The following is a 21,645-nucleotide window of genomic DNA, read 5'->3' on the forward strand; positions in this document are numbered from 1 at the left end:
CCGCGCAGCATCGGGCGGAGCCACGCAAGGAAGCTCCGCTCAACCGCGGCATGATCACGCTCTCGATCATGCTCGCCACACTGATGCAGACGCTGGACAGCACGATCGCCAACGTCGCGCTGCCGCACATGCAGGGCGCGTTGTCGGCCTCGCAGGACGAGATCACGTGGGTGCTCACCTCGTATATCGTTGCGGCCGCAATCGCTACGCCGCTCACGGGCTGGCTGGCCGACCGCTATGGCGTGAAGCGCTTGCTCGGCGTGGCCATTGGGGGGTTCACGGTGGCTTCGGCGCTGTGCGGGCTTTCGGAAACGCTCGGCGAAATCGTCGCCTCGCGGCTGCTCCAGGGCGTGTTCGGCGCTTCGCTCGTGCCGCTTTCGCAGTCCATTCTTCTCGACATCAACCCGCGCGAGCGCCAGGGGCAGGCCATGGCGGTCTGGGGCATGGGCGTGATGGTCGGGCCCGTGCTCGGGCCTACGCTCGGCGGCTGGCTCACCGACAGCTACAACTGGCGCTGGGTGTTCTTCATCAACGTGCCCGTGGGCTTGTTCGCGTTCTTCGGCGTCTCGACGTTTCTGCCCGCGCGCGAGCCGCTGCGCCAGCAGCGCTTCGACATGTTCGGATTTGCAAGCCTCGCGCTTGCCATCGGCGCGTTGCAGGCCCTGCTCGACCGCGGCGAGCAGCTCGACTGGTTCGGCTCGCTCGAAATCCGCGTGGAAGCCATCATGGCGGCCATCGCTTTCGCGTTTTTTATCGCGCACACCGCGACTTCCGGGCCCGGCACGTTCTTTCGCTACCAGTTGCTCAAGGACCGCAACTTCGCAACGGGCACCTTCTTCATCTTCGTGATCGGCGCCGTGCTCTACGCCACGCGCGCGCTGCTGCCGCCCATGCTGCAAAACCTCATGGGCTATCCCGTCGCCACCACGGGGCTCGTGACCGCGCCAAGCGGCGCGGGCACCATGGTCGCCATGCTCATAGCGGGGCGCATGTTGAAGCACGTGGACGCGCGCGCCATGCTGCTGTTCGGCTTCGTGGTCTCCGCGTACGCGCTGTGGCAGATGATGCAGTACACGCTCGTGCTGTCGACTTCGGATATCGTGTGGCCGGGCGTGGTGCAGGGCTTTGGTCTCGGCTTCGTGTTCGTGCCGCTTTCCGCGCTCACTTTCTCGACGCTTACACCGCAATTGCGCGCGGACGGCACGGCCACTTATAGCCTGATGCGCAATATCGGCAGCAGTATCGGCATTTCGATCGTGCAGACCTTCGTCACGCGCGGCACGCAGATCGCGCACTCGGACCTCGCCGCGAACATCACGCCTTTCAACCCTGCGATCCAGCCGATGCTCGAAAGCGGATCGCGGTACGATCTTGCCGTGCTCAACCAGTCGATCACGCAGCAGGCGCAGATGATCGCGTATCTGAACGACTTCAAGATGATGTTCGTGGCCACGCTGCTCGTGATTCCGCTGCTCCTCGTGATCCGGCCCAGTTCGAGCGCCGCTTCCGTCGATACGAGCCACGCGGCGATGGATTAGGGCCTGCTAGCGGGAACCGGCCCGAAGCCTTCGCCTTTCGTTTCACTCCTGGCGCGCGGCAGGTCCGCGCGCTTTGCATTCACGAACCTCGATGCTCTCCGCCGTTTCCATCCTGCTGCCCGTTTTCGGCCTCATCTTCGCGGGCTTCGCGTGCCGCCGCACGAACGTGCTCGGTCCCGCCGCCGCTTCCGAACTCAACCGCTTTGTCGTCTGGCTCGCGCTGCCCGCGTTGCTATTCGATATCCTTGCGCACGCAACGTGGCACGAGCTATATCAGCCAGGCTTTCTCGCGGCGTTCGGCCTGGCGGGCCTCGTCGTATTCGTCGCCGTGGTGGGCGCGCGCGTGTTTCTCGGCCGTCCGCTCGCGGACGCGAGCATCGACGGCCTCGCCGCCGCGTATCCGAATACGGGCTACGTGGGCTTTCCGCTGTGCATGATCGCGTTCGGGCCGGCCAGCCTCACGCCCACGACCATCGCGACGATACTCGTGGTCTGCGTGCTGTTCGCCATCGCCATCGTGCTGATCGAAACGGGCTTGCAGAGCGAGCGGCGGCCGCACCGCCTCGCCATCAAGGTGGTGCGCTCGCTCCTGCGCAATCCGCTGCTGGTCGCGCCCGCGCTGGGTGCGATCGTCTCGGCGGCGCACGTCACGCTGCCCGCGAGCGCGGAAACGTTCCTCAAGCTGCTGGGCGGCGCGGCCAGCCCGTGCGCGCTCGTGAGCCTCGGTCTTTTCCTCGCCGAGCGCCGCGCGAGTTCGGACGCGCCGCGCGAATCTTCCTGGTGGCTCACGCTCTCGAAGCTCGTTGCGCAGCCCGCGCTCACCTGGTGGCTGGCCGATCGCGTGTTCGCGTTGCCGCCGCAACTCGTGGAAATCGCGGTGCTGCTCGCGGCGCTGCCCACGGGCACGGGGCCGTTCATGCTCGCCGAGTATTACCGGCGTGAAGCGCACGTCACGTCGCGCACCATTTTGCACTCCACGCTCGGCTCGCTTGTCACGCTCACGCTGATCCTGCTGCACCTGCATCACGGTTGAGCGACGGGCGCGGCACGATGCTTGCTGCGTAGAACGCCACCACCATCGATCAGGAGATACGGCGATGAACTGGCTTCGACGCATCGGCGCGGCACGCGCTTCTCTCGTCGCCACCGTCATCCTCACCACGCTGGGCGCGGGCGCCTGCACGCTGGGCGGCGCCGCGGCCGGCGGCTATGTCGGCAACCGGGCGACCAACGGCAGCGCGGTCGGCACCGTGGGCGGCGCAGTGGCGGGCGGGGTGATCGGGCACGAACTGAGCAAATAAGCTGACGTTTGCGTAGCAATGGACTGTGCAGTTGCAAGCGTGCGCAAAGGCGTTTGTAATGCTTCGCCCGCGCGATTCGCTGCGCGGCGCCTGATGCCGGGCGACTTTCGCCCAGGTCTTTAACCGTCCTCAAATCGTCACTGATTGACGACAGACTGTCGGATGTTCGGTTCCTATACTCGCGAGCGGGTTCCCGCCGCGATTTCAGCAGGCGCAACACCCACACGCCCGGCGCTTTCCTTCGTATGAGTGATACAACTGGTATCTGGCCGGTGCGTGTCGCCGTGGGTGCGCCGGTCTGTTCATCGGAACCGGCTGCCGGCAGTCAACGTCGAGTATCGCGTTTGAACGCAGTCGCTCGTTCGCACCTATCGTGAGACCGCTCATGCAAAACATCCCGTCCAAAGCTTTCGCGATGCCGTTCACGAACCCCGCCTTCCCGCCGGGTCCGTACAAGTTCGTCAATCGCGAGTTCCTCATCATCACCTATCGCACCGACATGGAGCGCTTGCGCAAGGTCGTGCCGGCGCCGCTCGAAGTGGTCGAGCCGCTCGTGAGCTACGAGTTCATCCGCATGCCGGACTCAACGGGCTTCGGCGACTACACGGAAAGCGGCCAGGTGATTCCGGTGATGTATGACGGCAAGCCGGGCAGCTACACGCATTCGATGTATCTCGACGACCATCCGCCGATCGCCGGCGGCCGCGAGCTTTGGGGATTCCCCAAGAAGCTGGCGACGCCCACGCTCGCTCCGCACTCCGACACCCTGGTCGGCACGCTCGATTACGGCCCGGTGCGCATTGCGATCGGCACGATGGGCTACAAGCATCGCGAGCTCGATCTGGCGGAACAGGGCGCACGCCTCGCGGGGCCGAACTATCTGCTCAAGATCGTGCCGCATGTGGACGGCTCGGCGCGCGTGTGCGAGCTCGTGCGCTATCACTTGCAGGACATCCGCATGAAGGGCGCGTGGACGGGCCCGGCCGCGCTGCATCTCGTGCCTCACGCGCTCGCGCCCGTCGCCGACCTGCCGGTGCTGGAGATCGTCGAGGCGCGGCACCTGATCGCCGACCTCACGCTGGGTCTCGGTGAAGTGGTGCACGACTATCTTGCGCGCTGATTTGCGCGATTACTCCGCCATTTAGCGTCGCCATCAAGCAAACGACGGGCTTGCGCCCGTCGTTTTCGTTTCGATTCGCAGCGGAGCGTTTTTACTTGACCGCGCCGAGCGCCAGCCCTTTCACCATATAGCGCTGAAGCCAGGCGAACACCACCGAAACCGGTAGCGTGGCCGCGAGCGTTGCCGCCATCACGAGCTGCCATTCCACGGTGTACTTGCCGGCCACCATGTCGGTCACCTGCACCGTGAGCGTCTTGTTCTCGGGCGAACGGATCAGTGTGTAGACCACGGCGAACTCGTTCCACGCGCTGATGAACGTGAAGATCGCCGTTACCACCACGGCCGGCACCGCGAGCGGCAGGAACACGCGGAACACGGCGCCCGTGCGGCTGCATCCTTCCAGCCACGCGGACTCTTCGAGGTCGCGCGGCACGGTCTGGAAATACGACGAGAGCATCCACACGGCAAACGCGATATTGAACGCCGCGTACGAGACGATCACGCCGATCTTCGAATCGACGAGATTGCCGTCGCCATACGGAATCATCGCGGCGAGGCGGAACAGGCCCACCACCAGCAGGATGGGAGAGAGCATCTGCGTGACGAGCAGGAACTGGCGGTAGAGCCCGCGCCCGCGAAACCGGAAGCGTGCGAGCGCATAGGCGGCGGGCAGGCTCACCGCGAGCGCGAGCGCCGTGGAAAGACAGCTCACCACGATGCTGTTGCGCAGCGCGACGCCGAAGTTCGCGGCCTGCCACATGTCGGCATAGTTCTGCCAGCGCCATTGCATGGGCAGCCAGCGCGCCGGATAAACGAATACTTCCGAAGCGGGCTTGAACGAGGTGAAGAACATCACCGCGAACGGAAACAGCACGGCCACGACCAGCGGCGAGAGCGCAAGCCAGCACCAGAACGAGCGTTTGAGCTTGCGGTTCATGCGAGGTCTCCTTCGGCGTCGCCACGCCTGGCCTGCAAGCGCAGATAAACCACCGAGAACGCGAACAGGATCACGAGCATGACGAGCGAGACGGCGGCCGCTTCGCCTGGTCGTCCTAACCGGAAGCCGAGTTCGTAGAGGTAGGTCACGAGAATATGCGTGCTGTCGTCGGGGCCGCCTTGCGTCATCACCCAGATGATCGGGAACGAGTTGAACACGTAGATCACGTTCAGCAGGATCGCCATGTTGATGAACGGCTTGAGCAGCGGCAGCGTGAGCTGGCGGAACTGCTGCCAGGCGCTCGCGCCGTCGATGCGCGCGGCTTCGTAGATGTCGCCCGGCACCGAGGAAAGGCCGCCGAGCAGGATCGTGGTGGTAAACGGTATCGAAACCAGGATGCCCACGCAGATCTCGACAGGAAACGCATACTCGGGCGTGGCGAGCCAGTGGATCGGCCCGCTCGTGAGACCGAGGCGTTGCAGCGTGACGTTGACCATGCCGTAGTCGTCGTTGAACGCCCAGCGCCACACCACGGCGGTCATGGTGAGCGAGACGGACCACGGCAGCATGACGATCGTGCGCGCAATGCCGCGGCCGTAAAAGTCCTGGTTGAGCACGAGCGCGACGGGCACGGAAATCAGCACGGTGCCCACCACGACAAAAAATGTCCAGATCAGCGTGTTCTTCAGGGCGCTCATGAACACCCGGTCGTCGAACACGTTATAGAAGTTTTGCAGGCCGGTGAAGTCGCGAATCTGCCCGAAGCGCGAGACATCGTGAAGCGACTGGTACACGATGTTGAAGATCGGATAGCTGATGATGAAGAGCGCGAGCACGAGACTCGGCACGATCAGGAGCCAGGGTGCGCGGGGCGCGGCAACGGCGCGGGGTAGTCGGCTCATGCGGGTTCGTGCGCGTGTTCGGTCGGGGGCTTCGCTCGCAGCCGAAGCGGCGGGCGAGGGCTTCAGGGGACCCGTAGTCATGTCGAATCGTCAGGGCTTCGAAACGTCGGTTCTCAGGCGTTGCGGCGCGCGCCGGGAACTGCGGGCGCGCGCCGGGTTTGCCGTCAGGAAGGCTTACTTGCCGAGCGACTTGTTCGCTTCGGTGGCTGCCTGGTTCAGCGCGTCAGCCGGCTTGGCCTTGCCGAGGTAGATCGACTGCATCGCGTTGGTCACGGCCTTCGCGGTGTCTTCCCAGCCCGTCACGGTCGGCGCGAATTTCGCGTGCGGCAGCAGCGCGATGAACGCCTTCGTGTCCGGGTCCTGGAACACCGGGTCGGTTGCCTCGGCCTTGGTGGTCGGCAGGAAACCTTCCGTGCTCGTGAACTGCACGCGCGGCTCCTTCGTGAACAGGTAGTCCAGGAACTTCCAGGCGCTCTTCTTCACCTTCGAGTTCTTGAACATCATGATCGAGTCGGTCACGGCATAGGTTGCGGGCGTCGTGGCGACCGGGATCGGGTCGATGCCGTACTTGATGTTCGGGGCTTCCTTCTTGAGCTGCTTGGCGAGGAACGGCGCCGAGATCATCATCGCCACGCGGCCCTGCTTGAAGAGGTTCTGCACGTCTTCGCGGCTGTAGCCCGTCACGCCCGGCTGCGTGAGACCTTCGTCGATCATGGTCTTGTAGAGCGTGGCGGCCTTCACGCCGGCGGGCGAGTTGAACGCCGCCTTGCCGTCCTTGCCCACCACTTCGCCGCCGTGGGTCCACAGCGCGTAGTAGTAGTACACGTCGGTTTCGATTTCCTTGCCTTGCAGACCGAAGCCCGCAATGCCCTTCGCCTTGAGCTTCTTCGAGGCGTCGATCACGTCGTTCCAGGTCTTCGGGCCGTCCGGATAACCCACCGAAGCGAGCATGTCCTTGTTGTAGTAGAGCGCGCGGGCCGAAGCGGCGATCGGCAGGCCGTAGGTCTTGCCGTTGATCTGACCCGGAGCGAGGAAGGGGCCGATGAAGCGGCCCTTGAAGTTCGCGTCCATGTACGGGTCGAGCGGCTCGGCAATGTCGTCCTTCACGAAGTCGAGCAGCCAGCGTGTGCCGATGATCGCCAGGTCGGCGTTGGCGCCGCCGGAGATGTCCGTTTGCAGCTTCTGCTGCAACGAGTCCCAGTTCACGTCTTCGATCTTGATCGTGATGCCGGGGTTGGCGGCCTCGAACTGCTTGGCCATTTTCTCGAAGTACGGGGCGGTGGCGTCGCTGTAGTGCGCGACGGTCACGCGGACCGTATCGGCGTGCGCCGCGGCGGTGATGCCCGCGAACGCGAGCGCGACGGTGAGCTTGCCGAGCATGCTGGTTGCACGTGCCTGAAACGACATTCTGTCTCTCCTTGGTGGTTTTTCCTGCCTTGTACTTGCCGTGGCCGCCGCCGCTGCCGTTTTCCCGGCCGCTGGGTTGCGTTGTTTGAAAAAATCCTACAGGATGAAAAAAGCGTTGTCACCTGGTAATCTCGATATTGTTTCGACCGTCGAAGTTTGCATAACATGCTGTAAAACAGGGGAAATTCATGCGATGCAGCAGCGCCGTGCAGTCGGTATAAACCCGAACTCGAACCGCCGCGCGTCATGGGTATGTAGGAAATTTTCAGGTTTGCCGGCATGACCGGCGGGCCGCACGGAGAGTCGACATGAGCCGGGTGGTGCTGGTGACGGGCGCGAGCGGCGGCATAGGCCGCGCGTTGTGCAAGCGGTTTCTGGAGGCGGGCGACACGGTGCTGGCGCTCGATCGCGACGAGGCGGGCGTGCAGCAGCTTGCGAGCGAATTCGGCGCGGCGCGGCTGGAGCCGCTGGCCGCCGACGTGAGCGACGAGGCCGCCGTGGCCGGCGCGGTGGCGCGTGGCGTGGCCGCGCGCGGCCCGGTGGACGTGGCGGTGGCGAACGCGGGCGGCGCGCTCGGCACGACGCTCGCGCACACCGACGCCGCGAGCTGGCGGCGCGACATCGACCTGAACCTGAACGGGGCCTACTACACGGTCGAAGCCGTGCGCGCCTCGATGATCGAGCGCAGGCGCGGCGCGCTCGTGTTGATCGGCTCGGTGAACGGCCTCACCTCGCTCGGCCATCCCGCGTACAGCGCGGCGAAGGCGGGGCTCGTGAGCTACACGAAGGCGCTCGCCATGGAACTGGGGCCGCACGGCATCCGCGCGAATATCGTCTGCCCTGGCACGGTGAAGACGCCCGCGTGGCGTGCGCGTGTGGAACAGCATCCGAAGATATTCGAAGAACTAAGCAAATGGTATCCGCTCGGCGACGTGGCCACGCCCGAGGACATTGCCGACGCCGTACAGTTTCTCGCCTCACCGCAGGCGCGTGTGATCACAGGCGTCGCGCTGCCCGTGGACGCGGGCCTCATGGCGGGCAACCGGCAGATGGCGAACGAGCTGACGCTCGATCCGTACTGAGCTGCGCACGCGCCCCTTTGACCTGGCAAGACCTGAAAAGACTTTACGCACACGAGGACAGCATGGCAGCGGTACAACTGAACGGCATTTACAAGCGCTACGGCGAGACCCAGGTCGTGCATGGCGTCGATCTCGACATCGAAGACGGCGAGTTCGTCGTGCTGGTCGGCCCCTCGGGCTGCGGCAAGACCACGTTGATGCGCATGATCGCCGGTCTCGAAGACATCACGGGCGGCGACCTCACCATCGGCGGCACGCGCGCGAATGCGCTGCCGCCGCAGCAGCGCAACATCTCGATGGTGTTTCAGAGCTATGCGCTCTACCCGCATCTTTCGGTGTACGACAACATCGCGTTCGGCCCGCGCATTCGCAAGGAGCGTGAAGGCACGTTCAAGCCGCGCATCGAAGCCGCCGCGAAAATGCTCAATCTCTCCAGTTACCTGGAGCGCTTGCCGCGCGCGCTTTCGGGCGGCCAGCGTCAACGGGTGGCCATGGGGCGAGCCGTGGTGCGCGAGCCCTCGCTCTTTCTCTTCGACGAACCGCTCTCCAATCTCGACGCCAAGCTGCGCGTGCAGATGCGCACCGAAATCAAGGCGCTGCACCAGCGGCTGCGCAATACGGTGGTGTACGTCACGCACGACCAGATCGAGGCGATGACGATGGCCGACCGCATCGTCGTGATGAACGCGGGGCGCATCGAGCAGATCGGCCGTCCGCTCGACCTTTACGACAAGCCGGCCAACCTGTTCGTGGCGAGCTTCCTCGGCTCGCCTTCGATGAACTTTGCCGAGGGCGCGTTGATGAGCGACGCGCGCGGCACGGCGCTCGTGCTCGACGACGGCGTGCGCATCACGCTGCCGGAATCCATATTGGGCAAGACGCAGACGGGCGCGCGCGTGACGCTCGGCGTGCGCCCCGAGCACATCGAAGCGGGCGGGGACGTGCCGTTCAACGTGGAAGTGATCGAGCCGACTGGCGCGGAGACCCACTTGTACGGGAAAATAGGCGGCACGACATGGTGCGTCACCACGCGCGCGCGTCCGGATGTCACGCCGGGCCAGCGCATGACGCTAGGGTTGCCTTTGGCGCACCTGCATCTGTTCGATACTGAAAGCGGCAAGCGGCTCGATTGAAGCGGAAGCTCGCAGCGTAATCTGGATAGCGGGCGCCTCGTACCTTCCACGGGAATAACAGCTTGCCGGTCTCCAACCTGATCCATCACATCCGCAATGTCGCGGAGTCGCTACGTCCCGCCGAGCGCAAGGTCGCGGAGATGGTGCTAGCCGACATCGACTTCGCCATGCGCGCGAGCATCACCGAACTCGCGTTGCGCGCGGACGTGTCCGAGCCTTCCGTCACGCGCTTTTGCCGCGCGGTGGGCGCGCACGGCCTGCGCGACTTCAAGATGCGGCTCGCGCAGAGCGCGGCGGGCAACGTGCCCTTCGCGCTCGCCACGGAGATGACGGGCGGCGAGGCCGGCGGCGCGCCGTGGGCCGGCGAAGTCGGCGCGCTGCTCGACAAGGTGACGGAGTCGGTCGTGCAGGGCGTGACGCATGCGCGCGCCTCGCTCGATACGGCCGTGTTCGAAGCGGCCGTGGCGGCGCTCGGCAGCGCGCGGCGTGTGTATTTCTTCGGCGTGGGCGCGGGCTCGGGGCTGGTTGCGCAGGACGCGGCGCTGCGCATGCTGCGCCTGGACATTGCCGCGAGTGCGTTTACGGACGCGCACTTGCAGCGCCTTTACGCCGCGCTGCTCGAACCGGGCGACGTCGCGTTTGCGATCTCGCAGTCGGGGCGCAGCGTGGAGGTGAACGAGAGCATCCAGATCGCGAAGGAGCGCGGCGCCACGACCATCGCGCTCACGAGCGCGGGCTCGCGCCTCGCGTGGGTGGTGGATATTCCGCTCTTGCTGCGTGTGCCCGCCGCGAGCGACGCGCATGCGCCCGCCGTGGTGCGCATCGCGCATCTCGCGGTGCTCGATGCGCTCGCGCTCGGGGTGTCGCTCGGGCTCGGGCCGAAGGTGATGGAAAAGGTGCGTGATGCGCAGGCGCGTAGCGATGGCGCGCCCGATGATGCTTCGGCCGTTGGTGCGCCCGGTGCGCCCGAAGACGGGTGATGGAAATCAGCCGCCGCTGTTGGGGCTTTCGCGCCGCTTGAGCCTCACCGGCATCGTATCCGGCACCATCGTAAACGCCTGCACTTCCTGAATCTTCGCCGGATCGATCGCTAGTTCGATCGTGAACGACTTCATCAGCATGGAGAGCGCGAGGCGCATTTCCACCGTCGCGAGATGGCGGCCCGGACACACGCGCGGCCCCGCGCCGAATTGCAGATACGCGCGCACGTCATGGGCTTTCTCGTCGGCGGCTTCGCGCGCTTCACGCTCATTGCGTTTCATCCAGCGCCACGGGTCGTAACGTTGCGGATCGGCAAAGTGCTTCGCATCGAGCATGGCCGGACGCGCCACGAAGAACATGCGCGTGCCCTTGGGCAGCGCCACGTTGTCCACCACCACATCTTCCAGCGGCTCGAACGAATGCACGGAAGCCACCGGACGCAAGCGAGTGGCCTCGATGCAGATCGCTTCGAAAATATCGAGGTCTTTCAACGTCGCGTAATCGGGGCACACCGTCGAATCGCCGAGCACCTTTGACGCTTCTTCGCCGAGATGCTGCTGCAAGGCCGTGTCGGCGGCGAGATAGGGCAGCGTCCAGGCGATCGAATCGGCGGTGGTGTCCTCGCCGGCTATCAAAAGCGTGAGCACATTCGCGCGGATCTGTGCGTCGCTGATGGAGGTATCGCCTTGCGTCTGCTGCTGCGAAAGCATCGCTTCGAGCAGATTGCGGGGTGTTTCCGACGGCTCGTCGCGCATGCGCTCGCGGGCGCGCGCCATCATCGCGTTTACATAGCGATGCACTTCGGCGAGCGACTGGTCGAGCTTGCGGTCCGCAGGCAGCCTGAAATATCGCCAGTACGGAAAGAGCGCGTTGGTGCGCCTCATCACGCCCGGCAGAATGCGCTCCAGGTGCTCCTGGATCACGCCGTGGTCGCGCTCCAGCGTGCGCGGGTCTTCGCCGAATGCAAGGGCGCTCGTCACGTCCACCGTGTAGCGCTTGAGGTCGTCGGTTATCTCGACGGTCTCGCCGCGCTCGGCCGCGCGCTGCCAGCGGGTGTAAAGACGCTGCGTGATGTCGGCCAGCGTGGGGTAGAACGCCTTGATGTTGGGAATGGAGAGCGCCTGCATCACGAGCTTGCGTTGCGGCTCCCACGCCACGCCTTCGGCGGAGAAGAGGCCGTTGAAGCCCATCTCCTCGAACACCGCTTCGATCGGCTGATAGCGCCGGAAGCGATGCGGTCGCTCGCGCATGATCTGCTGGATGAGTTCGGTATCGGTCCAGATCGTGATGGGGATGCTGCCCACCTGGAAGCGGTAGGGCGCGCCGAGTTCGGCGGCCCATTGCTCCAGGATCAGATGCAGGCGCGGCGGCGAAAGCTGGAGCAGATTGCCGAGCAGCGGCAGCCCGCGCGGGCAGGGGAGGTCGGCGATCCGGCGCAAGGCCGGTCGGGGCGATGCCGTGCTCATGGGCAGGTTCTCATCAGGTGGGCGTGCGGTTTTGGTATGACGCGAGGAGGGCGCTCATAGCGGCGCGGCCGCCGCGCCTTCCATATAGCCGAAACGCCGCGAGAGGCGTTCGGCGGCGGCGATCAGCAATTGCGCCGCCGTGCCTTCACGCGCGATGTCGAGGCTGCCCGAAGGCCCCATCACCGCGAGCACGAGGCACACGCTGCCGGTGTGATCGAACACGGGCGCGGTCACGGTGCTGATGCCGGGAATGGGCTTGTCGAGCGCCGTATCCACGCCTTGTGCGCGGATCGCGGCAAGCCGTGCGAGATAGTCGCGCGTCGTGCCTTCGCGCGGGTTGGCGCCCGCGAGCCGCAGTTCGTCCTGCGCGAGCAGCGCCGCGCGCACGTCGTCGTCGACCCATGCGGCGAACACGCGTCCGATCGCCGTGTTCACGAGCGACATCACCGTGCCGGGGCGCAGGCTCACGTGCAGCGGCAGCGCCGACTCTTCCAGACGCACGACCGTCGGGCCGAGCGGCCCCGGCACCGCGAGCGCGACGCTCATGGCCGTGGCGGCGGCGAGGCCGACCAGTTCGGCATCGGCTTCGCGCACGGGGGAAAGGCGTGCAAGACCGATCAGGCCGAGTTCGAGACTGAGCGGGCCCGCCTCGTAGCGGCCCGCCGCATCGCGTGCGAGCAAACCGATTTTTTGCAGGCTCACCAGGTGCGGGAACGCCTTGGCGGGCGCCATGCCGGCGGCCGCGGCCAGGTCGCGCAGCGGCAAGGGCGTGCCTGCCGCGATGAGCGCGGCGAGCAGGTCGCCCGTGACGTCGAGCGACTGGATGCCGCGCTGCGGTTTGTCGGCGGCTTCGGTGGCGGCGCCTTCACCGGCGGTCTGCGATGCGTCGGGGGGCGGGGGGGAGGCGCTTACTCGGGGCATGTCGGAGTCGTGTGAAAAGCGGCCGCGGCGATTTCGGCGGCGGCGTCGCGCAGCGCGCGCACGACCGCACCCTTCGGGCGCACGTCGAGCGCGCCGCTCGCGCCGATGGCGGTGAGCGAAAGGCCCAGTTCGCGTTGCGGGCCGAGCACGGGCACGCAGACGCTGCTCACGCCGGGGCTGGGGACGTCGATGCCGAGTTCGTAGCCGCGCGTGCGGATCGCTTCGAGCGTTTCGAGGAAGGCGGCGTCGGGCGCGGGCGGGGCCGGGTTTTCCGGCGGCGCGGCGCTTGCGCCCGCCGCGCCGCGGGTGCCGCGCCATACCGGCTGCGCGGTTTGCCGCGCGAGGATGTCGTCGAGCGCGTCGGGCGCGAGATGCGCGCAGAACATGCGTCCCGTGGACGTGGCACGCAGCGACATCACCGTGCCCACGTGCAGGTTCACATGCAGCGGCAGGCTCGCGTGCTCGTAGCGCACGATGGTCGGGCCCTGCGGGCCGGCAATGCACAGCGCGACGCTGCAATTGAGCGAGTGCGCGAGCGCGGCCGCGCGTGGCACGGCCTCGCGCAGCGCGGGTTGCTGCGCGAGATGCAGCAGGCCCAGGCGCAGCGCGAGCGGGCCGGGCTCGTAGCGCCCCGAGAGCGCGTCGCGCTTGATGAGCCCGAGGCGCGTGAGGCTCACGAGATAGGCATGCGCCTGGCTCGACGGGATGTCGCCGCTCGCAGCGAGGTCGGTGGCGCCCAGCGGCGCGCGTGCGTCGGCGAGCGCGCGCAGCAGGCGGCCGCCCACCTCCACGCTCTGGATGCCGCGCTGCGTGCGGCCCGGCGCCGCGTCATGCTCCGGCGCGGCCGTGGCGCTATCGTTGCGACGTCTCATTGGCGCTTTTCTCTGGCTGAAAAAGGGTCCATGTTAACTGAATGGCGCCGCGCGATGGCGGCGGGCGCAATGCCGTCATGGCGCCTTCTCGCTTACCTTCATGACATGTAGCGTAGTGCGCCGAGAAATTAGCGTATAACGATAGAATTCGCTATTGACAAATAAAAGCGGGAGGACCATGATGGCTCCACCCCGGCACAACAGCGGTCAGTTCAATTTAAAACGGGGCGAGACAACGAGGCTGGCGCTTCATGCGCCCGGCCCCTGCGCGCTTCGCCCCGCCCTGGCTTCAAGAGCCCCTCAATACGGAGACTCAACATGGCAAAGGCGTTCGCATCCCAGGCCGACCTCGAAGAAAAGAAGGTCACCTTCACGCAGCTCTCGGAAAACGCATACGCGTACACCACCGAAGGCGACCCGAACTCGGGCGTCATCATCGGCGACGACGGCGTGCTGATCGTCGACACCACGGCCACGCCCGCCATGGCGGAGGATCTCATCGCGAAGATCCGCTCGGTGACCGACAAGCCCATCAAGTATGTCGTGCTCTCGCACTATCACGCGGTGCGCGTGCTGGGCGCATCGGCGTACTTCAAGGAAGGCGCGCAGCAGATCATCGCGAGCCGCGGCACGTACGAGATGATCGTCGAGCGCGGCGAAGCCGACATGAAGTCGGAAATCGAGCGCTTCCCGCGCCTTTTCGCCGGCGTCGAAACGGTGCCGGGCCTCACGTGGCCCACGCTCGTGTTCGAGAAGGAAATCACGCTGTACCTCGGCAAGCTCGAAGTGAAGATCGCGCATCTGGGCTCGGGCCACACGAAGGGCGACACCGTGGTGTGGCTGCCGCAGCAGAAGGTGCTGTACTCGGGCGACCTCGTCGAGTTCGACGCGGCCTGCTACTGCGGCGACGCCCAGCTCGCCGAATGGCCCGCCACGCTCGAAGCGCTGCGCTCGCTCAACGCCGAAAAGCTCGTGCCGGGCCGTGGCCCCGCGCTGCTGAATCCCGCGGAAGTGAACAAGGGCCTCGACTACACGAAGGACTTCGTGACCACGCTGCTCGCGCAAGGCCGCGCCGCCGTGGAGAAGAAGCTCGACCTGAAGGGCGCGATGGCGCTCACGCGCGAGGCGATGGACCCGAAGTTCGGCCACGTGTTCATCTACGAGCATTGCCTGCCTTTCGACGTGACGCGCGCCTATGACGAAGCGAGCGGCATCACGCATCCGCGCATCTGGACGGCGCAGCGCGACAAGGAAATGTGGGACGCGTTGCAGGATTGATGTGACGGTTGACAGGCTGGAGACGCAGCCTTGCCTGGGATCGCAGTCAGCGCCGGAGCGCCGGCTGCGATCGGCAGCGGCAGGGGACCGGAGTGAGCACTCGAGCGCGCACTCCGGCCGACAGGAGACAAAACGATGATCGACTATCAAACGCTGACCTTCGACTACGCGCGATGCAGCGAACAAACCCCGGACGCCGCCACGCAGGTGCGTCCGGTCGTGGTGGTCGGCGCGGGCCCAGTGGGCCTCGCGACGGCCATCGACCTCGCGCAGCAAGGTGTGCAGGTGGTGCTCGTGGACGACGACTGCACGCTTTCCACCGGCTCGCGCGCCATCTGCTTTTCCAAGCGCTCACTCGACATTTTCGACCGCCTCGGCTGCGGCGAGCGCATGGTCGAAAAGGGCGTGAGCTGGAACGTGGGCAAGGTGTTCCGTAAGGACGAGCTCGTCTACACGTTCAATCTGTTACCTGAAAGCGGTCATCATCGTCCTGCTTTCGTGAATCTTCAGCAGTACTACGTGGAAGGCTTTCTGCTCGAACGCGCGCAGGAACTGCCCAACCTCGAAATCCGCTGGAAAAACAAGGTGACGGGCGTCGCGCAGCACGGCACGCCGGGTTCGAATGACGCGCATGTCGCGCTCGAAATCGAAACGCCCGACGGCCCCTATACGCTGCTCGCGCGCTACGCGGTGGCCGCCGACGGTTCGCGCAGCCCGCTGCGCAAGATGCTCGGCCTCGACAGCCACGGCCGCACGTTCAAGGACCGCTTCCTCATCGCCGACGTGAAGATGGAAGCCGAATTCCCCACCGAGCGCTGGTTCTGGTTCGATCCGCCGTTCCACCCCAACCAGTCGGTGCTGCTGCATCGCCAGCCCGACAACGTCTGGCGCATCGACTTCCAGCTTGGCTGGGACGCCGACCCGGTGCTCGAAAAAACGCCCGAGCGCGTGATTCCGCGCGTGCGTGCGCTGCTTGGCCCCGACGTCAAGTTCGAGCTGGAGTGGGTGAGCATCTACACGTTCTCGTGCCTGCGCATGGACAGTTTCCGCCAGGGCAACGTGCTGTTCGCGGGCGACTCGGCGCACCTCGTTTCGCCGTTCGGTGCGCGCGGCGCGAACAGCGGCTTCCAGGACAGCGAAAACCTTGCATGGAAGCTCGCGATGGTGCTGGAGAACCACGCACCCGACGCGCTGCTCAATAGCTACGCCAGCGAGCGCGAATACGCGGCCGACGAGAATATCCGCAACTCCACGCGCTCGACCGACTTCATCACGCCCAAGAGCGCGGTGAGCCGCGTGTTCCGCGACGCCGTGCTCACGCTCGCCCGCGAGCATGCGTTCGCGCGGCAACTGGTGAACAGCGGCCGGCTTTCCGTGCCGGCGGTGCTGCGTGAATCGACCTTGAACACGCCCGACGAGGACACGTTCAGCGGCCAGATGGAACCGGGCGCTTCGTGTGCGGACGCGCCGGTGCTCGATGCGGCAGGCCACGAGACCTGGCTGCTCCCGCACCTGGGCGACCGGTTCGGGGGGCTCCTGTTCAGCCGCGCGGGTTCGGCCATCGACACCGCGACGCTCGACACGTTGCAAGCGCTCTCGCGCGCTCCGGTGCCGCTCAAGTTCATCGTGATGCTCGACGGCGATGCCGCGGTGCCCGCGGGGCTGCCCGCCTCCACCGTGGTGCTGCGCGACGCGCAAGGGCTTGCGGCGCAACGTTATGGCGCGCAGGACGGGGCGTTCTATCTGATCCGTCCGGACCAGCACGTGTGCGCACGCTGGCGGCGGGCCGACACCGCTCGTGTGGAGAGCGCGCTCAAGCGGACGCTGTGCGTGCAGGGCACGGCATAACGCCTATAGAAGATCGAAGGAGACAACCATGCTCAACACTCAACCCAATCTGGCGCGGCCCGACGACTTTTACGAAGCGCTGATCGACATGCATCGCGACCTCGACGAAGCGCAGAGCCAGTCGGCCAACGCGCAGTTGATCCTGCTGCTCGCGAATCACGTGGGCGAGCACGAAACGCTGATGCAAGCGCTTCGCTTTGCGCGCGCGGGCGTGAGTGCGCCCGTGAGCAACGGCGCAACAGGAAAGCTTGCGGCGTGAAAGCACGATGATGCGGCGGGGGGCGCAATGCTCGCCGCCGCAATGTGCCGCATGTTGTGCAGTAAAGGTCGCTTTTACAGCGCTTCGCGAACACGCAAGCGTTTGCGCGTGCAAAACGCGCGATACATCCCGGAGTGCGCACTCGCCGCATCCGCTTTCGGCAGGCTTTCCACGCATGCCGTCTATGCAAACCGATTCAAGAACCCAGCGGAAAAAGCCGTAAACGCGGCACATAGGACTCACTTCGCTGACGCATGGGCAAACAGGACTCTTGCGCGCGATGAATACGTTTTTCCGGGGATAGAACTTGAATCGCAGTCAAACATGGTCGCGTACAGCGGCGCCTGGCGAGATCATTTATTCGGAAGGCTTTGCCGGCGAGCGGCTGATCTTCGTGATCGCCGACGGCAAGGTCGAAATTTCCACACGCTGCGACGACAAGAAAGTCGTGATGGCCACGCTGGGTCGTGGCGAGTTTTTCGGCGAGACCGCGTTGCTCGGCGCCGAGCCGCGCCCGAACACGGCCAAGGCGCTCAGCTTCTGCCAGTTGACGGTCGTGCCCGCGAGCATCATCGAAGACGAGCTCGAACGCGTTTCGCCGCTGCTGCGCCATGTCGTGCGCACGCTCACGCGGCGCGTCAAGGCGAAGGACGATCTGCTCGCCACCTATACCCATGCCGACTTCATGCCGGGCGTGCTTTCGTACGCGCACGTGCTCGCGTTGATCGCGGGCGCGAATGATCGCGCCGATCGCGCCGACGGCGACACGTGGTCGAGACAAGGCGCCGCGGCCGCGGAGGTGAGCGTGCCGCTTGCCGACGTGGTCCACAAGTGCCGCGCGGTGGCGGGCCATTCGCGCCCGCATGTGATGGCGATGCTGCGCCGCATGGAGAAGCTCAATCTCATCGCCGTGCAAAGCGGGCAGGCCACGCATCTGGGCAGCGGCACGGCAGCCGCCGAGGGCGCATTGAGCCGTCAGGTGGTGACGTTCGACCCCGTGCGCATCGTGGAGCGCGCGGCGCAGGTGGCCGACGCCGATCTCGACGTGTCGATCAACAGCGAACTCGAACTGATCGAACTGGCCGATCTGGAAACGCTGATCGGCGTGGAGCGCAAGGTCATTCTCAACAAGCTCTCGCACGCCGAGATCGCCGATGAGGTGTTCGCGTTCCGCAAATCGAAGGTGCTCAATTTCGTCGAGCAAAAGGGCGTGGCGTATTTCTCGAAGCGCACGAACCGCGGCACGGGCGAAATCAAGGCGCTCGACGACCTGCTGTTCGTCGATCAACGCACGCTGTTCGACGCCGTGAGCACGCTCGATACCTACGATCTCGCGAAACTGCTCGCCTCGATCGAGGACCAGGCCGTGTCCGAGCGCCTGCTTTCGGTGATGGCCGACGCGCGCAAGAACGAGGTGTCGTGGGTCATGCGCCGCGACATCAAGATCGACCCCGTGGAGGTCGAGGACATCGAGCAGCGCCTGCTCGAAGCCGTGCGTTCGCTCAAGTCGCCCGGCGCGCGTTAAGCCCCTCGATTCCTCATCCGGAGCAACACATGGATTTGCTTACCCTGATCGGCATCGCAGTCGGGGCGTTGGCGCTCGTGGCCGGTTTTTCGCTCGAAGGCGGCCACTTCGTCACGCTGCTTCAGCCCGAGGCGCTCGCCATCGTGCTGGGCGGCACGCTCGGCGCCGTGATGATCCAGAACACCTGGGCGCGCTTTTTCGACGCCATCAAGCATTTGCGCACGGCCTTCGTGAAAGCGCCGCGCGTGGATGAGGCGAGTCTCGCCGCCGTGCTGGAGTGGGGCGACCAGGCCAAGCTCAACGGCCTGCTCGCGTTCGAGTCGATGGACCTGCAAGGCATTCATCCGTTCGCGCGGCGCGGGCTGGAACTGCTGGCGAGCGGCGTGTCGACGGCCGTGCTCGAAGACGCGCTCAATCGCGAACTCGAAGCCTGCGGGCGCACGCACATGGCGGCGGCGCGCGTGTGGCAGCAGGCCGGCGGCTATTCGCCCACGTTCGGCATTCTCGGCTCGGTGCTCGGCCTCATTCAAGTCACGGGGCATTTGATCGAGCCCGCGCAACTCGGGCCCGGCATTGCGGTGGCGTTCGTCGCCACGCTGTACGGCCTGGCTTTCGCGAACCTCGTTTTTCTGCCGCTTTACGGCAAGATGCGCGCGCACATCGAAAGCGAACTGCGCCTGCGCAAACTCTATCTGGACGGCCTGCTCGCCATTTCCCGCAAGGAGTCGCCGCACATGATCGCCACGCGTCTTGCCGGTGAGGTGGGCGGCAATGCGAGCGGCGTCGCTGGCGGGCTGCACGACGAAACCGGCGCATGGGCGCTGGATAAAACGCACGCGGCCTGACCCGCGCGACGGCCACTCAGCATGCACATGCCTTCCGATAAAGACCTGCCGCTCACGGCCCGCCTCGATCACGGCGAGGACGAAGGCGGCGAAGCGCACTCCGGCCGCTGGCTCATTTCCTATGCGGACCTCATCACCACCTTGATGGTGCTGTTCCTCGCGCTCTACGCCATGCAGCTCGCGAAGAATAAGGAATCCGAAATTCGATCGGCGACGCAGGGTGCGCCTGCGGCAGCGGTGAAGCCGCCCGCCACCGATCAGGCCTTGCTCGCCTCGCTCGAAGCGCTGCGCCAACGCGGCGAGATCACGATCGTGCCGGTGGCGCACGGCGTGGAGATCGGCATCAACGCGAAGATTCTCTTCAACGCGGGCGACGCCGCGCTGCTGCCGGAATCGCTCGGCGTGCTGGGCCGGATCGCCGACGTGCTGCGCGCGGTGCCCGCGGGCAACATTCTCGTGGAAGGACATACCGACAGCACGCCCATCTCGAACGCGAAATATGCGTCGAACTGGGAGCTTTCCTCGGCGCGCGCGGGCGCGGTGGTGCGCTACCTCGTCGAGCGGGGCATCGAGCCGCACCGCCTGGCCGCCATCGGCCGCGCCGACAACTATCCGCTCGTGGCCGGCAACGACCCCGCGAGCCGCGCGATGAACCGCCGCGTGACGCTGATCGTGCAGCGTTGAGCGTCACGCAATCAATCCGGACGCCGAAGTAACGGCGTTCGTCACACCTGCATCGAAGGCACGTCTTTCATGCAGCGCAACGCGAACATCGAGCGGCTGTGCCGAATGCTCGAAATGCGATAGAGCTTTTCACGCAGGAAGCGTTCGTAGCCCGCCGTGCCGTCCACGGCCACCTTGATCCAGTAGTCGTACTCGCCGGAGACCAGATAGGCTTCCAGCACTTCGGGCAGCGCCGCGAGCTCCGCGCCGAAGCGCGCGAGCGCGTCGTCTTCGTGGCGGTCGAGCGTGACTTCCAGAATCACGATGTCGGCGTAGCCGAGTTTGCGCTGGTTCACGAGCGCGACATAGCCTTCGATATAGCCGTCGGCTTCGAGCTGGCGCGTGCGGTTCCAGCACGCCGTGGTCGACATGCCCACCTGCTCGGCGAGTTCGGCGTTGGAAAGGCGCGCGTTTTCCTGGAGCGCGCGCAGGATCTTGCGATCCTGGTTGTCGAGCGTTTTGGCAGGGCGTTCACGAGGGCTCATGGTGAAAAAGAATCCTGTACAGGGAAATGCTATTTTAGCGGAACAAGCTTCCGTAAAACGACGCTATTGACCCGAAAACAGGAAGCCTATACAGGCTGTTCCCCGGTATATTTTCCACATGCCTTCTTGCCTGGCACGACCCACGCGGCCACCTCCCCGCAGTGGGGAGCGCCGCCGCAGCCACAAGCCGCGGTGGTCCGTCAGGGCCGATTTTCCGTTGCACCCTGCGGCGGCTACCGGGCGTTGCGCGCGTTTATCACGTCGTCAGCAGCGTCCGGTCGGGCAAAAGGCATTTGAAAACCGCGCTTTGGCGCGGTTTTTTGTTGCCCGTTTGCGATTCTCCGAGCGCCGTTCGTCACCCGTTTTCGCCAGAACCATCCGAAATGTCGATCCAGCTGTATCTGTCTTTTCTCGCCGCCGCGCTCGTTCTCGTCTATACCCCCGGTCCCGTCAACGTGCTCACGATGAGCCAGGCGCTCCACGCCGGCTGGCGCGGTGCGCTGCCTTGCGTCTGGGGCGGCACGCTTGCCGTCCTGCTTCAACTCGTGCTGACTGCGTTGTGCCTCAATTCGCTGCTGCTCATTAGTGAGCATTCACTTACGGTTTTGCGATGGCTGGGCGCGGCCTATCTCGTCTGGCTCGGCTGCAAGCAATGGCGCAGCCGCTCGCTCGCGGGCGCGGAAGCTCCGCCGGAGGCGGACGGCGCGACGGGCCGCGCCTTGTTCTGGCGCGGCTTTGCGACCTCGGGGCTCAATCCGAAGACCTTGCTGTTCTTTCCGTCGTTTTTTCCGCAGTTCATGAGCGCCGACGCGCCGTGGAGCGCCAACCGTCAGTACCTGCTGCTGGCGGCGACGTTCGCCGTGCTGTTCGCGGGCGGCGTGGCGTCGATGGCGCTGTTCTCGCACCGGCTGCGCCACGTGTTGCAGCGGCCGCGGCGCATGCGCGCCGTGAATCGGCTGATGGGCAGCCTGCTTGTGGGAATGGGCGCGATGATGGCCGGTTTGCGCTAGGCGCCGGCCGTG

21 protein-coding genes are annotated in these 21,645 nt (G+C 65.6%); 14 read left to right on the forward strand and 7 right to left on the reverse strand.

Annotation, left to right across the window (positions count from 1 at the left end; genetic code table 11):
- Positions 1 to 50: 50 nt before the first annotated feature.
- From C7401_RS08005 to C7401_RS08020, 4 genes are all read left to right on the forward strand, one after another.
- Positions 51 to 1,538, forward strand: coding sequence for an MDR family MFS transporter (locus C7401_RS08005; RefSeq protein ID WP_181565535.1), 1,488 nt, complete (start codon positions 51 to 53; stop codon positions 1,536 to 1,538).
- A 91-nt stretch (positions 1,539 to 1,629) separates the two neighbouring features.
- The gene (locus tag C7401_RS08010; RefSeq protein ID WP_112170840.1) at positions 1,630 to 2,571 is read left to right on the forward strand and encodes an AEC family transporter; all 942 of its coding nucleotides are present in this window, start codon (positions 1,630 to 1,632) and stop codon (positions 2,569 to 2,571) included.
- A gap of 64 nt (positions 2,572 to 2,635) precedes the next feature.
- The gene (locus tag C7401_RS08015) at positions 2,636 to 2,839 is read left to right on the forward strand and encodes a glycine zipper 2TM domain-containing protein (RefSeq protein WP_112170841.1); all 204 of its coding nucleotides are present in this window, start codon (positions 2,636 to 2,638) and stop codon (positions 2,837 to 2,839) included.
- Positions 2,840 to 3,224: 385 nt separating this feature from the next.
- Positions 3,225 to 3,959 (forward strand): acetoacetate decarboxylase, encoded by a 735-nt coding sequence (locus tag C7401_RS08020; RefSeq protein WP_112170842.1) that lies wholly within the window; start codon positions 3,225 to 3,227, stop codon positions 3,957 to 3,959.
- Positions 3,960 to 4,050: 91 nt separating this feature from the next.
- Here the strand turns inward: C7401_RS08020 and C7401_RS08025 are convergent, their stop codons facing one another.
- The 3 genes from C7401_RS08025 to C7401_RS08035 form a co-directional block, all read right to left on the reverse strand.
- Positions 4,051 to 4,896 (reverse strand): carbohydrate ABC transporter permease, encoded by an 846-nt coding sequence (locus C7401_RS08025; protein ID WP_112170843.1) that lies wholly within the window; start codon positions 4,894 to 4,896, stop codon positions 4,051 to 4,053.
- Positions 4,893 to 5,798 carry a carbohydrate ABC transporter permease gene (locus C7401_RS08030; protein WP_112170844.1) on the reverse strand — a complete coding sequence of 302 codons (906 nt, stop codon included), beginning with the start codon at positions 5,796 to 5,798 and terminating at the stop codon, positions 4,893 to 4,895. Before C7401_RS08030 ends, C7401_RS08025 begins: the two co-directional genes overlap by 4 nt.
- Before the next feature lie 174 nt (positions 5,799 to 5,972).
- Positions 5,973 to 7,205 (reverse strand): ABC transporter substrate-binding protein, encoded by a 1,233-nt coding sequence (locus C7401_RS08035; protein WP_112170845.1) that lies wholly within the window; start codon positions 7,203 to 7,205, stop codon positions 5,973 to 5,975.
- A gap of 308 nt (positions 7,206 to 7,513) precedes the next feature.
- Here C7401_RS08035 and C7401_RS08040 point away from each other — a divergent pair, with 308 nt between their 5' ends.
- From C7401_RS08040 to C7401_RS08050, 3 genes are all read left to right on the forward strand, one after another.
- On the forward strand, positions 7,514 to 8,287 hold the full coding sequence (locus C7401_RS08040) for an SDR family oxidoreductase (RefSeq protein WP_112170846.1): 774 nt from the start codon (positions 7,514 to 7,516) through the stop codon (positions 8,285 to 8,287).
- Between the two features lie 62 nt (positions 8,288 to 8,349).
- Positions 8,350 to 9,420 (forward strand): ABC transporter ATP-binding protein, encoded by a 1,071-nt coding sequence (locus tag C7401_RS08045; protein ID WP_112170847.1) that lies wholly within the window; start codon positions 8,350 to 8,352, stop codon positions 9,418 to 9,420.
- Positions 9,421 to 9,482: 62 nt separating this feature from the next.
- Positions 9,483 to 10,400: a MurR/RpiR family transcriptional regulator gene (locus tag C7401_RS08050; RefSeq protein WP_112170848.1), complete on the forward strand. Its 918-nt coding sequence runs from the start codon at positions 9,483 to 9,485 to the stop codon at positions 10,398 to 10,400.
- 6 nt (positions 10,401 to 10,406) lie between these two features.
- Here C7401_RS08050 and C7401_RS08055 read toward each other — a convergent pair whose 3' ends face one another.
- The 3 genes from C7401_RS08055 to C7401_RS08065 are packed head-to-tail and all read right to left on the reverse strand — an operon-like array spanning position 10,407 to position 13,660.
- Positions 10,407 to 11,867 (reverse strand): cytochrome P450, encoded by a 1,461-nt coding sequence (locus C7401_RS08055; protein ID WP_112170849.1) that lies wholly within the window; start codon positions 11,865 to 11,867, stop codon positions 10,407 to 10,409.
- 54 nt (positions 11,868 to 11,921) lie between these two features.
- A complete protein-coding gene (locus C7401_RS08060; protein ID WP_112170850.1) occupies positions 11,922 to 12,788 on the reverse strand; it encodes an IclR family transcriptional regulator in 867 nt (288 codons plus the stop codon).
- Complete coding sequence (locus tag C7401_RS08065) at positions 12,776 to 13,660, reverse strand: IclR family transcriptional regulator (RefSeq protein WP_112170851.1); 885 nt, start codon at positions 13,658 to 13,660, stop codon at positions 12,776 to 12,778. Before C7401_RS08065 ends, C7401_RS08060 begins: the two co-directional genes overlap by 13 nt.
- A gap of 318 nt (positions 13,661 to 13,978) precedes the next feature.
- Between C7401_RS08065 and C7401_RS08070 the strand changes: the two genes are divergently transcribed.
- The 6 genes from C7401_RS08070 (at position 13,979) to C7401_RS08095 (ending at position 20,099) form a co-directional block, all read left to right on the forward strand.
- On the forward strand, positions 13,979 to 14,938 hold the full coding sequence (locus C7401_RS08070; RefSeq protein ID WP_112170852.1) for an MBL fold metallo-hydrolase: 960 nt from the start codon (positions 13,979 to 13,981) through the stop codon (positions 14,936 to 14,938).
- A 135-nt stretch (positions 14,939 to 15,073) separates the two neighbouring features.
- Positions 15,074 to 16,786 (forward strand): FAD-dependent oxidoreductase, encoded by a 1,713-nt coding sequence (locus C7401_RS08075; RefSeq protein ID WP_112170853.1) that lies wholly within the window; start codon positions 15,074 to 15,076, stop codon positions 16,784 to 16,786.
- A 28-nt stretch (positions 16,787 to 16,814) separates the two neighbouring features.
- Complete coding sequence (locus C7401_RS08080; RefSeq protein WP_112170854.1) at positions 16,815 to 17,045, forward strand: DUF2783 domain-containing protein; 231 nt, start codon at positions 16,815 to 16,817, stop codon at positions 17,043 to 17,045.
- A gap of 307 nt (positions 17,046 to 17,352) precedes the next feature.
- Positions 17,353 to 18,570, forward strand: coding sequence for a Crp/Fnr family transcriptional regulator (locus C7401_RS08085; protein ID WP_112170855.1), 1,218 nt, complete (start codon positions 17,353 to 17,355; stop codon positions 18,568 to 18,570).
- A 29-nt stretch (positions 18,571 to 18,599) separates the two neighbouring features.
- The gene (locus C7401_RS08090; RefSeq protein ID WP_112170856.1) at positions 18,600 to 19,415 is read left to right on the forward strand and encodes a flagellar motor protein; all 816 of its coding nucleotides are present in this window, start codon (positions 18,600 to 18,602) and stop codon (positions 19,413 to 19,415) included.
- 27 nt (positions 19,416 to 19,442) lie between these two features.
- Positions 19,443 to 20,099 (forward strand): OmpA/MotB family protein, encoded by a 657-nt coding sequence (locus C7401_RS08095; protein WP_112171112.1) that lies wholly within the window; start codon positions 19,443 to 19,445, stop codon positions 20,097 to 20,099.
- Positions 20,100 to 20,140: 41 nt separating this feature from the next.
- On the opposite strand, the gene C7401_RS08100 is transcribed toward C7401_RS08095, so the two are convergent.
- On the reverse strand, positions 20,141 to 20,623 hold the full coding sequence (locus C7401_RS08100; RefSeq protein WP_112170857.1) for an Lrp/AsnC family transcriptional regulator: 483 nt from the start codon (positions 20,621 to 20,623) through the stop codon (positions 20,141 to 20,143).
- A 383-nt stretch (positions 20,624 to 21,006) separates the two neighbouring features.
- On the opposite strand from C7401_RS08100, the gene C7401_RS08105 reads away from it, so the two are divergent.
- Positions 21,007 to 21,633: a LysE family translocator gene (locus C7401_RS08105; RefSeq protein ID WP_112170858.1), complete on the forward strand. Its 627-nt coding sequence runs from the start codon at positions 21,007 to 21,009 to the stop codon at positions 21,631 to 21,633.
- The last annotated feature ends 12 nt before the right edge of the window (positions 21,634 to 21,645 follow it).

It is taken from the genome of Paraburkholderia unamae (genome assembly GCF_003268775.1).
Classification (GTDB): domain Bacteria; phylum Pseudomonadota; class Gammaproteobacteria; order Burkholderiales; family Burkholderiaceae; genus Paraburkholderia; species Paraburkholderia unamae.